This is a genomic window from Bradyrhizobium sp. UBA2491 (genome assembly GCF_002341725.1).
Lineage (GTDB): Bacteria > Pseudomonadota > Alphaproteobacteria > Rhizobiales > Xanthobacteraceae > Bradyrhizobium.
The window spans coordinates 82,839-94,063 of the sequence record NZ_DDOP01000076.1 but is presented as its reverse complement, the minus strand read 5'-3'; the positions used below and the strand labels follow the sequence as shown (position 1 = coordinate 94,063).

Here is an 11,225-nt window from a genome sequence, read left to right as displayed (position 1 = left end):
CAAGCTACGCCGGACACGCTTTGCCCCGCCGGTCCCGCGTGACTGCGCCACGCGTAGCCCGTCAGGGCGAAGCGTGGAGGCCCGGCCTGGGTTTGAACCAGGATAAACAGTGTTGCACCACTGCCGCGTCGACGCTTCCGCCACCGGGCCGAGCGGATCATTGCTGATTATTTCGGCAGCCGCCACGTTTACTTTTGGTTAACCCTAACTTTTTTCACAACCCTTGATCCGCGCCCTTGCTCAGTGGTGCGCCACGAACGTCATTCGCCACGGATTGTGCCCGATGTTGCGCGGCGCCCGCGTGGCGCTGAATCCCGCGGCGCCGAGCTTGGCGATCATCTCGTCCTCGCCGTAGCGTTGCAGCCCGATCCTGGTGCGCAGCTGCCGGTAATCGGACAAGGCGGTCGAGGCCAGCCCGATCAGCGCATCGCGCAGGAAGCCGTGGGTCGCCGCAAACCGCAGCAGCGCCACTACGTCCCTGAACATGCCGACTTCCGGCCGCAGGATATCGCCGACCACGAATCGGCCCGACGGCTTCAGCAGGCGATGGATCACGTCGAACGCGGAGTCGAGTTCTTGCGGCGTCATGTATTGCGCCACCGAATTCATCACCACGAGATCGATCGAGTCCGCCTGCATGTTCTTCAACTCGTCGAGCGAGCGGACACGGATCCGGGTGTCGGGCGCGAAGCGCGCGACCAGCCGGCCACGGACGCCCGGCGCAGGCTCCGCCAGATAGAGCTGGGCGCAGGCACCGGCGACCTTCGTCGCCGACAGCGCCTCGCCGCAGGCATAATCCAGCACCACGGCGTCGGGCGATGCGATGTAGCCGATGATGTCGTTGGCGATGACCTGGAAATGCAGGTCGCGGTGCAGTCGGCTCGCATAGATCGTATGCGTGGAATCGTAATAGTCGATCCATTCATCCATCGCGTTGGGTATCCGGCAGAACGGTTCCTGGCTAGGAACGGGTGGGCTGGCGATGCGTTAGCGGTCCGGCGGCGAATGTTCAATGCGCCGAATGACGGGTTCCTAACAGGAAGGTCCAACGTGAGCAAAGCCAAGAGTGACACCAAGTCCGACAAGATCTCGCCGGATCTCGATACGCCGAGCGACCTGCCGCAGGCGGCGGTGGACAAGATCTCAGCCTCGCTCAACACGCTTCTGGCGGATGCCTTCGCGCTCTACCTGAAGACGAAGAATTTTCACTGGCACGTCAGCGGCCGGCACTTTCACGACTATCATTTGTTACTCGACGAGCAGTCGGACGCGATCTTCGCGACCACCGACCAGCTCGCCGAACGGGTGCGCAAGCTCGGCGGCGTGACGCTGAAGTCGATCGGCGACGTCGCCAGGCATCAGACCATCAAGGACAATGACGAGAACTATGTGCCGCCGCACGAAATGCTGCGCGAGTTGATGGAAGACAACAAGCAAATGGCCGCCGCGATGCGCAAGGCGCGCAAGCTCTGCGACGACCACGACGACTCCGGCACCGCCGGTCTGCTCGAAACCTTCATCGACGAAACCGAGCGCCGCACCTGGTTCCTGTTCGAGGCCAGCCGTCAGGAAGGCAGCAACGCGGCCTGACTTGCACACGCACGCACGTCGTCCCGGCGAAGGCCGGGACCCATAACAACCAATGGCATTTGTTACGCGGCGCTGGAGGCCCAGCGCGATGCGACAACGCCATCCTGTGGTTATGGGTCCCGGCCTTCGCCGGGACGACCGACAGGCTTCCACAGCCGCACCAGCGGCCCATCCTTCCCCATCACCGGATCGGTCGCGGGGATCGTGACCAGCGGGATCGTCTTCAGCGCCTTGGCGTGGGCCTCGGCTGTCGGCCGTTGCAAATCCATTGCCGGCCCCGGCGGATAGGCGCCGACCACGCTGAAATCGTCGCTCGCCGACAGGCATTGATGCCCGGTGCCGGCCGGCAGGATGGCGACGTCGCCGGCCGCGATCTCGAGTGCCTGCCCGTGCTCGCCGCCGAACTGCACCCGTGCACGGCCGCGGGCAACGCCCAGCACCTCATGCACGGTGGCATGGTAATGCGCGAAGTCGTAGACGCCGTTGCGCCACATCGCGCCCCAGCCATTGCTGCCGAACAGCCGCTCGATCGTAGTCTCGGGATTCTTGCCGACGTCGACCGCGCTCCGGTAGACCAGGAACGGCATCGGATTGTTCGGCACGAGCCCGTCGTCCCTGAAGACGATCGCAAGCGGCTCGGCCCCGGCTTTCACTGCGGACATGGCGATCCTCCGGCGCATCGGCTGAAGACTACAAGCGGATCAACCCGCTGTCAGGGCTCCGCGTTCCGCCGGATCACGCCGTCTTCGGCAGTTCGAACACCATGCAGGTCGTGGTCGCGTGCGCGATCAGCTTGCCCTTTTCGTCGGTGATGCGGCCTTCGGCGGTCGCGGCGCGACGCCCGGCGTTGAGCACCCGGCCTTCGGTGCGGATCTTGCCGGTATCCTTGCTCATGCCGCGGACGAAGGAGATCTTGAATTCCAGCGTGGTGTAGCCGGAGCCCTTCGGCAGGGTGGTCTGCACCGCAAGCGCCATCGCGGAATCCAGCAGGATCGCGATGTAGCCGCCATGCACCGAGCCGATCGGGTTGTAGTGCCGCAGGCCCGGCACGCTATGGATCACGACATGGCCCGTCTCGGCCGTGCAGTCGAACGGCTCGACCGTCTCCATGATCGGCGGCTCCGGCAGGGTGCGGGCGAAGATGCCGCGCACGAAGTCGAGCCCCGGCATCGATGCCATCAGCTCCAGCGAAGAGACGCCGTAGGTGGGCTTCGGGGTGGCGCTGTCGGTCATCGGGAAAGATCTCCGTCATTGCGAGCGGAGCGAAGCAATCCATCGTTCCGCACGGGATAAATGGATTGCTTCGTCGCTGCGCTCCTCGCAATGACGGATGTTGTTAGGCCGCCTGCTTCTTCTTCCGCATCAGGTCGGCGAAGCGCTGGAACAGGTAGTGCGAGTCGCGCGGGCCGGGCGAGGCTTCGGGGTGATACTGCACCGAGAACACCGGCTTGCCCTCGAGCGCGATGCCGCAATTGGAGCCGTCGAACAGCGAGATATGGGTCTGGGTGGCGCCCTTCGGCAGCGTTGCCTGATCCACCGCGAAGCCGTGGTTCATCGAGGTGATCTCGACCTTGCCGGTGGTCTCGTCCTTGACCGGATGGTTGGCGCCGTGGTGGCCCTGATGCATCTTCATGGTCCGGGCGCCGACGGCGAGGCCGAGCATCTGGTGGCCGAGGCAGATGCCGAAGGTCGGCGTGCCGGACTCGATGACCTTCTGGATCACGGGCACGGCATATTTGCCGGTCGCCGCCGGATCGCCGGGGCCGTTCGACAGGAATACGCCGTCCGGCTTCATCGCCAGGATGTCCTCGGCCGCTGTCGTCGCCGGCACCACGGTCACCTTGGCGCCGACCCCGGCGAGCAGCCGCAGGATGTTGCGCTTGATGCCGTAGTCGATCGCGACCACGTTGAATTCCGGTGCGGCCTGCTGGCCGAACCCCTTGCCCCACACCCAGGGCGTTTCATCCCAGGTGAAGCGCTGACCGGAGGTGACCATCGGCACCAAGTCCATGCCCTCGAGGCCCGGCCATTCACGGGCCTCTTCCTTCAGTCCGTGCAGGTCGAATTCGCCGGTCTTCGAATGCGCAATCACCGCATTCGGCATGCCCTTGGAGCGGATCAGCGCGGTCAGCGCCCGGGTGTCGATGCCGGACAGGCCGATGATGCCGCGCGCCTTCAGCCATTGGTCGAGGTGGCGGGTGGCGCGGTAATTCGACGGATCGGTGATCGCCGAGCGCAGGATCACGCCACGCGCGCCGGGCGTCGCGGCCATGTTCACCGTCTCGATGTCTTCCTCGTTGGTACCGACATTGCCGATATGCGGGAAGGTGAAGGTGATGAGCTGACCGGCATAGGACGGATCGGTGAGGATTTCCTCATATCCGGTCATCGCCGTGTTGAAGCAGACCTCGCCGACGGCATGGCCTTCCGCGCCGAGACCGAAGCCTTCCAGCACGGTGCCATCGGCGAGCACAAGGAGCGCGGTCGGTTTATGGTCCGGCCAGGCGGGAGCGTTTTCGGATGTTGTCATGAGCGCTTTAAATAGACGCCGCACCCTGTGGCGTCAAAGCGAAAGGACACGGATTCACACGGCAATGCCGGTCGATTTGACAGGCCGGAATGGCCTTTTAATCTAAAGTTCCCTGAATCGGCCGTTTGCTTGCCGAAAATGACCCGGTTCGGAGCCTCGCATGGACAACACGATGCCGATCCTGCTCGTCCCGGGCCTCATCTGCTCGCCGCGGATCTTTGCCCCGGTCATCCCGGCGCTGTGGCGGTGCGGCCCGGTCACGGTCGCCAACCATGTCAGGGACGACAATATGGGGGCGATCGCCCGCCGGATCCTGGCCGAGGCGCCGCCGCGCTTTGCCCTCGCCGGGCACTCGATGGGCGGCTACATCGCCTTCGAGATCATGCGGCAGGCGCCCGAGCGGGTAGCCAAGCTGGCGCTGATGAGCACCCAGGCGCGCCCCGATACGCCCGAGGCGACCGCGCGCCGTCGCGGCATGATCGAACGCGCCAAAACCGGGCAATATCGCGACGTGGTCGACGAGCTGTTTCCGGGCTTCGTGCATCCGTCGCGGCAGGGCGATGCGGGCCTGCGGCAGATCGTTGATGACATGAGCGAGGACGTCGGCGCCGAGGCCTTCATCCGCCAGCAAAACGCGGTGCTCAGCCGGCCGGATTCGCGGCCGAGCATGGCCTGGATCAAGTGCCCGACCCTGGTGCTGACCACGGATACCGACAACACCGTGCCGAATTCGCTGTCCGACGAGATGGCCAACGGCATTCCTGGGGCAAAGCTCGTGGTGCTCGCCAATTGCGGTCACCTGCCGCAGCTGGAGCAGCCGCAGGCGTGCGCCGATGCGCTGGTTCAGTGGTTGCGAAACTAGGTTGTTCTCGTGCAGCAAACTGCCTACATGAAGGGATTACCGGCTTAAGGATACCAGGATGCTGCGCGACGATATCAACACTGCGGTCAAGGAAGCGATGAAGGCGAAGGACGAGCGCAAGCTCTCCACGCTGCGCATGGTCAATTCGACCATCAAGAACGCCGACATCGACGCGCGCGGGCAGGGCAAGCCGCCACTCTCGGACGCTGATTTGCTCGGCCTCCTACAGAAGATGATCAAGCAGCGCCAGGAATCGGTCGAGCTCTACGACAAGGGCGGCCGCGCCGAACTCGCCGACCAGGAGCGGGCGGAGATTGCCGTGATCTCGGCCTACCTGCCGAAGCAGATGTCCGACGACGACGTGAAGGCCGCGATCTCGGCGATCATCGCCGAGACTGGTGCTGCCGGGATCAAGGACATGGGCAAGGTGATCGGCGCCCTGAAGGCGAAGTACGCCGGCCAGATGGATTTCGGCAAGGCCAGCGGCCTGGTGAAGGCGGCGCTCGCGGGATAGCGGCGGAGGCTTCCGATGTTTCGTGTCGCCGCGGACAGTCTGGAAGCCTATCTTGCCTTTGATCCCGCGCGGGCTGCGGATATCGAACAACTTCATGACGTGATGCGAAAGGCCGCGCCTGCGCTGAAGCGGCATTTTCATGCCGGCACGCCGGCCGGCGAGGCCGGCATGCGCATGAACATGATCGGCTACGGCCAGTTTCGTTACGCGATCAAGTCCGGCAAGTCGGCGGCCTGGCCGGTGATCGGGGTGGCGCTCCAGAAAAATTACATCAGCGTCTATGTCGCGGTGACCCGCGACGGCAAGCCGCTGGTGTCCTGCTATGCCGGCAAGCTCGGCGAATTGCGCGCCGGCGGCAACAATTTCAGCTTCGTCGCGTTCGGCGATCTGAATGCGCCGACGGTCGCTGCGTTGTTGGCCGAGGCCGCCGACATCTTCAAGGCGGATCAGGAAAATCCGGTCCGCTACATGCAGGGCGACTGAGCTCCATCCCGGCCATGCATCGTCATGCCCGGGCTTGTCCCGGGCATCCACGTCTTTACAATCCCCCTCGGCAAGATCGCCGGGTGAAGCTCGGCCACGACAAGGGACGGAAGCGACGCGCACCATGCTCAAGGAAGCCGCGACCTACGACGAGCTGACCCGCAATTTCCGCTGGGACGTCCCCGCGCGCTTCAACATGGCGACCGCGTGCTGCGATCGTCATGCTGACGGCACCGGCCGGCTCGCGCTGATCTATGTCGACGAGGATGGCGGCACCACGCGCACCTCGTTCGACGATGTCGCGGACGCCTCGCGCCGCTTCGCCAATGTGCTGACCGCCGATGGCCTGGTGCGCGGTGACCGCGTCGCGGTGTTCCTGTCGCAATCGCTCGAACTGCCGGTCGCGCATCTCGCGGCATTCCGCGCGGCGCTGATCTCGATCCCGCTGTTTGCGCTGTTCGGCGAGGATGCGCTCGAATTCCGCCTGTCGAACTCCGCGGCCAAGGCCCTTGTCACCGATGAGGCCGGCTGGGAGAAGATTGCAAGGATCCGCGATCGCCTGCCCGATTTGAAGAGTGTCTACATCGTCGGCGACAAGACGCCGGCGGGGACAAAATCGTTCTGGGGCGCGATCCGATCGGCGTCACCGCAATTCACCACGGTCGACACCTCGGCCGACGATCCGGCGCTGATCATCTACACCTCGGGCACCACGGGCAATCCGAAGGGCGCGCTGCATGCGCATCGCGTCGTGCTCGGCCATCTGCCCAACGTCGAGATGTGCCACAACTTCCTGCCGCGGCCGGGCGACCTGATGTGGACGCCGGCCGATTGGGCGTGGATCGGCGGGTTGATCAACGGCCTGTTCGCGTTCTGGTACCACGGCATCCCGATGGTCGGTCACCGCGCCCGCAAGTTCGAGCCGCAGGCGGCGATGCAGATGATGGCCGATCTCGGCATCCGCAACGTGTTCCTGCCGCCGACCGCGCTGAAGCTGATGCGGCAGGCCGATGTCAGGAATTCCGGCGTCAGGCTGCGCAGCATCTTCACCGGCGGCGAATCGCTCGGCGGCGAGCTGCTCGGCTGGGTGCGCAAGACCTTCGGCGTCGACGCCCACGAGGTGTTCGGGCAGACCGAATGCAATCTCGTGATCGGCAGCAACTCCAATCTGTTTCCGATCCGGCCGGGCTCGATGGGCCGCGCCACGCCGGGCTTCGACGTCCGCATCGTCAACGACAAGGGCGAGGAATTGCCGCGCGGACAGCGCGGCATCATCGGGGTGCGCCAGCCGTGCCCCTGCACCATGATCGAATACTGGCGCAATCCCGAGGCGACCGCGAAGAAATTTGCCGGCGAGTTTCTCTTGACCGGCGATCTCGGTGTGCAGGATGAGGACGGCTATTTCTGGTACGTCAGCCGCGAGGACGACGTCATCACCACGGCCGGCTATCGTGTCGGGCCGTCGGAGATCGAGCACACGCTGATGAAGCACCCGGCGGTCGCGATGTCGGCGGTGGTCGGCATTCCCGATCCGATCCGCACCGAATCCATCAAGGCCTGGATCGTGCTGCGGCCGGGCCATGCGCCGAGCGATACGTTGGCGCGCGAGATTCAGGAGTTCGTCAAGGTCCAGCTCGCCGCCCACGAATATCCGCGCTTCGTGCAGTTCGCGGACACCTTGCCGATGACGGCGACAGGGAAGGTGCTGCGGCGAGAGTTGAGGGCGTTGGGCTAAACCGTCGTCCCGGGCAAGCGTAGCGCGACCCGGGACCCATAACCACAGGACGCGGTTGTTGCGCGACGCTGTGGCCCCAGCGCGACTACACAACGAGGTTCGGTGGTTATGGGTCCCGGCTTTCGCCGGGACGACAGCGCTGATGTGGGGAGATCGCCGTGTGCCTCACGTCGGCATCGCAATCCCCAGCTCCTTCAGCGCTGCCAGCATGCGCTGCGGGGGCTGCATCGGGATCACCATGGCCTTGCCGGTCTCCAGCAGGCTCTTCAGGCTGGAGAGGATCGCCGGCCAGCCGGCGCGGCCGCCGGACAGGATGTCGTCGCTGATCGGGCGATCGTGCGATTGCAGCAAGGTCAGCTTGACGCCGTCGCCGGCCGGCTCGATCTCCCAGGTGACGAGCGTCGGCCCGAGCTTCTCGACGAGCTGCGGCCAGTTGACGTTGAAGGTGACGGTCAGCCGCCGCTGCGGCACGCACTCGATCACTTCGCCGGAAATATGCAGCGCGCCGTCGGGCGTGCGCACGATGTACGCGCCGCCGACCCTCTGGTCGACCTCGATCGCGTGGCCGGAGAAATACTGCCGGCTGAATTCGGCTTGCGTCAGCGCCTGCCACACCTTCTCGGACGTCGATGCGATGTAGATGGCGTAGACGATCGCTGGGTTGAATTTCTCGATGTTCATGTCCGCGCGTATCCTTCGATAGATCTTCATGGCAGGTCAGGCGCAGTCGAGCCCGAGGCTCTCGGGCGGAATCCTGAACACCTTGCCGGTCTCGAGCAGGCTCTTCAGCCCCGACAGGATCACCGGCCAGCCGTTGGCGATGCCCTCGAACAGCTTGCTGCCGATGCCGAAGCCGTCATGCGTGACGGTCAGCTTCACGACGTTGCCGAACGGCTCCAGCGTGAACACGACCTTGGTCGCCGGTTCCTTGCGCAGTTCGGGATCGGCTTCGTGCTTGAAGGTGTAGGCGAGGCGGCGCGGCCGGTCGAACTCGAGGATCTCGCCGGTGTCGGTGACCTTGCCGTTCATCACCAGCGCCACCGGCGCGCCGATCGTCCAGTTCGACCTGAGCTCGGTGTCGAACCAGTATTGCTGCGTGAACTCGCTCGATGTCAGCGCGTCCCACAGCTTCTCCGGCGTGGTCTCGATGTAGGTGACGTAGACGAAGACGGGCTTAGACATTGCTGGTCTCCTTCGCGCCGCTGGTGGGCAGGTCGGCCGGCAGTTCGCGGCCGGTCTCCAGGAAGCTCTTCAGGCTCGCAATCACCATCGGCCAGCCACCGGAGATGTCGCGCAGCGTCTTCGGGCCGAGATCGTCGTGCGTTACGGTGAGCTTGACGATCCGGCCACGCGGTTCGATATCGAAAGTGACGCGCGAGATTTGTTCGCGCTCGACGCCTTCCTTCACGACGTCCCAGCTATAGGCGAGTTTTCGCGGCGGATCGGCGATCAGCACCTCGCCCTGCATGGCGCGGCGGCCGTCCTTGGCGAAATGATAGGGCGAACCGACCTTCCAGTCGGAGGTCGCGCGATAGCCGAACCAGAAGCGCTCGGTGAACTCGCTCGATGTCAGCGCGTGCCACAGCTTCTCCGCCGTGGTCTCGATATAGGTGACGTAGACATAGTCCGGCTTACTCATCACGCTTCTCCAATTGTCGCTTCAATTCGCTGAGCGCGGCGAGCTTGCCGCGCTCGAATTTCCTGATCCACCGCTCGCCGATCTGATGGATCGGAACCGGGTTGAGGTAGTGCAGCTTCTCGCGGCCATGCTTGATCGTGGTGACGAGGTTGGCTTCCTCCAAAATCCCAAGGTGCTTGGTGACGGCCTGACGCGTCATGTCGAGGCCGTCGCAGAGTTCACCGAGCGTCTGTCCGTTCTGATCGTGAAGCCGGTCAAGCAGCGTGCGCCGTGAGGCATCCGCGAGGGCTTTGAAGACTTCATCCATGGGTTGGATAATAGGCAACCAAATGGTTGCATGTCAAGAGCGTGTGTTTGGGCGCCGGGATCACCGTGCTAGCGTTGGCCGCAGCCAGCACAGATTGGCAGGGAACTACGGGGTGGTGCGCATGGGCGGTCGCGTTACGACAATTTGCTGCACGTTTTTCCTCGTCCTGCTCGCGCATGGTGCGAGTGCCCAGCAGAAAATCGGCGACCCGCCCGAAGCCTCCAACATGAGACTGGTCGGGTGGGATGACTTGCAGGCGCGCAGTGCCTATCAACCGACCATCCATCATCAGGGCAACAGGTGGATCGCCTATATCGGCCATCACGGTGGCACCGACGACATTCCCGATCCCGTCAATCCGATGACCGGCAAGGCTGAGCCAAACGGCACCTCGATCGTCGACGTCACCGATCCCGCGCATCCAAAGTATTTGCGGCACATTCCAGGCCAGGAGGGCAGATACGAAGCCGGTGGCGCGCAGATGGTGCGGGTCTGCGACGGCAAGACCCTGCCGAAAGCCGATCGCAACGCGGTCTACATGCTGCGCGCGGTCGGCACCGAAGGGCATGAGATCTGGAACGTCGCCGATCCCGCCAATCCGGTTCTTGTGACCCACATTGGCGAAGGCTTGAAGGACACGCACAAGAACTTTTGGGAGTGCGACACCGGGATCGCCTATCTGGTGTCGGGCGCGCCGGACTGGCGCACAAGGCGCATGACCCAGGTCTACGATCTCTCCGATCCCGCGCATCCCGTGAAGATCAGGGATTTCGGCCTGCCGGGGCAGGAGCCGGGCGCCACAGGCGCGGTGCCGACCGAATTGCACGGGCCGATCTCGACCGGGCCGAAAGGCAATCGGGTTTATTTCGGCTATGGCACTGACAAGGGCGGCTTCCTGCAGATCGTCGATCGCGACAAGCTCCTGAACGGACCGAAGGCGCCGACCCCGGATAATCTGAAATTCCCGGAGATCGCGCGGATGCCGATGTCGGCGTTCAACGGCGCGCACACGGTGTTTCCGATGCCCGGCATGCCGATCGCGGAATTCGCCCGCGACAAGGACGGCAAGACGCGGGACATCGTGATGATCGTCGACGAGGCGATCCTTAACGAATGCGGCGAGGCGCGGCAGATGGTGTGGTTCGCCGACGTCACCACCGAAGCCCGGCCGATGATGATTTCGAGCTATACGGTGCCCGAGGCCTCCGGCGCGTTCTGCGAGCGCGGCGGCCGGTTCGGCTCGCATTCGTCGAACGAGAGCATGGCGCCGGTTTATTACAAGAAGCTGGCCTTCATCGCCTTCTTCAATGCCGGCGTCCGTGCACTCGACATCCGCGATCCCTATCACCCCAAGGAAGTCGGGTACTTCATTCCGTCCATCACATCGGCGACCGACAAGCGCTGCAACACCGTCGACGGCTTCTATCGGTGCAAGGTCGCGATCCAGACCAACAATGTCGAGACCGATGATCGCGGCTACATCTATGCGGTCGATCGCGCCAACACCGGCCTGCACATTCTCGAACTGACCGGCGCCGCGCGCGCCATCGCCGGCACGCCGTGAG

The 11,225-nt window shown here is 64.2% G+C and carries 14 protein-coding genes; 6 read left to right on the top strand and 8 right to left on the bottom strand.

Features of this window, described 5'->3' with window-relative positions:
- Positions 1–240 precede the first annotated feature (240 nt).
- The gene (locus B2W55_RS25055; protein ID WP_024581063.1) at positions 241–930 is read right to left on the bottom strand and encodes a class I SAM-dependent methyltransferase; all 690 of its coding nucleotides are present in this window, start codon (positions 928–930) and stop codon (positions 241–243) included.
- Between the two features lie 75 nt (positions 931–1,005).
- Here B2W55_RS25055 and B2W55_RS25050 point away from each other — a divergent pair, with 75 nt between their 5' ends.
- Positions 1,006–1,590, top strand: coding sequence for a Dps family protein (locus B2W55_RS25050; RefSeq protein WP_371412482.1), 585 nt, complete (start codon positions 1,006–1,008; stop codon positions 1,588–1,590).
- 110 nt (positions 1,591–1,700) lie between these two features.
- On the opposite strand, the gene B2W55_RS25045 is transcribed toward B2W55_RS25050, so the two are convergent.
- The 3 genes from B2W55_RS25045 to carA all read right to left on the bottom strand — a co-directional run bounded on the left by B2W55_RS25045 (position 1,701) and on the right by carA (position 4,120).
- Positions 1,701–2,252: a cupin domain-containing protein gene (locus B2W55_RS25045; protein WP_024581061.1), complete on the bottom strand. Its 552-nt coding sequence runs from the start codon at positions 2,250–2,252 to the stop codon at positions 1,701–1,703.
- A gap of 73 nt (positions 2,253–2,325) precedes the next feature.
- Positions 2,326–2,823, bottom strand: a complete 498-nt coding sequence (locus B2W55_RS25040) for a PaaI family thioesterase (RefSeq protein WP_024581060.1) — start codon at positions 2,821–2,823, stop codon at positions 2,326–2,328.
- 103 nt (positions 2,824–2,926) lie between these two features.
- A complete protein-coding gene (carA, locus tag B2W55_RS25035; protein ID WP_024581059.1) occupies positions 2,927–4,120 on the bottom strand; it encodes a glutamine-hydrolyzing carbamoyl-phosphate synthase small subunit in 1,194 nt (397 codons plus the stop codon).
- 160 nt (positions 4,121–4,280) lie between these two features.
- Between carA and B2W55_RS25030 the strand changes: the two genes are divergently transcribed.
- The 4 genes from B2W55_RS25030 to B2W55_RS25015 all read left to right on the top strand — a co-directional run bounded on the left by B2W55_RS25030 (position 4,281) and on the right by B2W55_RS25015 (position 7,714).
- Positions 4,281–4,982: an alpha/beta fold hydrolase gene (locus B2W55_RS25030; protein WP_024581058.1), complete on the top strand. Its 702-nt coding sequence runs from the start codon at positions 4,281–4,283 to the stop codon at positions 4,980–4,982.
- Between the two features lie 58 nt (positions 4,983–5,040).
- Positions 5,041–5,496, top strand: a complete 456-nt coding sequence (locus B2W55_RS25025; RefSeq protein WP_024581057.1) for a GatB/YqeY domain-containing protein — start codon at positions 5,041–5,043, stop codon at positions 5,494–5,496.
- Between the two features lie 15 nt (positions 5,497–5,511).
- Entirely contained in the window at positions 5,512–5,979 is a 468-nt protein-coding gene (locus tag B2W55_RS25020) for a hypothetical protein (RefSeq protein WP_024581056.1), read from the top strand.
- 124 nt (positions 5,980–6,103) lie between these two features.
- Positions 6,104–7,714, top strand: coding sequence for an acyl-CoA synthetase (locus B2W55_RS25015; protein WP_024581055.1), 1,611 nt, complete (start codon positions 6,104–6,106; stop codon positions 7,712–7,714).
- A 165-nt stretch (positions 7,715–7,879) separates the two neighbouring features.
- On the opposite strand, the gene B2W55_RS25010 is transcribed toward B2W55_RS25015, so the two are convergent.
- The 4 genes from B2W55_RS25010 to B2W55_RS24995 are packed head-to-tail and all read right to left on the bottom strand — an operon-like array spanning position 7,880 to position 9,660.
- A complete protein-coding gene (locus tag B2W55_RS25010; RefSeq protein ID WP_024581054.1) occupies positions 7,880–8,395 on the bottom strand; it encodes an SRPBCC family protein in 516 nt (171 codons plus the stop codon).
- Between the two features lie 36 nt (positions 8,396–8,431).
- Positions 8,432–8,896, bottom strand: coding sequence for an SRPBCC family protein (locus tag B2W55_RS25005; RefSeq protein WP_024581053.1), 465 nt, complete (start codon positions 8,894–8,896; stop codon positions 8,432–8,434).
- The gene (locus B2W55_RS25000) at positions 8,889–9,353 is read right to left on the bottom strand and encodes an SRPBCC family protein (protein WP_024581052.1); all 465 of its coding nucleotides are present in this window, start codon (positions 9,351–9,353) and stop codon (positions 8,889–8,891) included. Before B2W55_RS25000 ends, B2W55_RS25005 begins: the two co-directional genes overlap by 8 nt.
- Entirely contained in the window at positions 9,346–9,660 is a 315-nt protein-coding gene (locus B2W55_RS24995) for an ArsR/SmtB family transcription factor (RefSeq protein ID WP_024581051.1), read from the bottom strand. The genes B2W55_RS25000 and B2W55_RS24995 overlap by 8 nt, the downstream gene beginning before the upstream one ends.
- A gap of 121 nt (positions 9,661–9,781) precedes the next feature.
- On the opposite strand from B2W55_RS24995, the gene B2W55_RS24990 reads away from it, so the two are divergent.
- Positions 9,782–11,224: an LVIVD repeat-containing protein gene (locus B2W55_RS24990; protein WP_024581050.1), complete on the top strand. Its 1,443-nt coding sequence runs from the start codon at positions 9,782–9,784 to the stop codon at positions 11,222–11,224.
- Position 11,225: the final 1 nt, after the last annotated feature.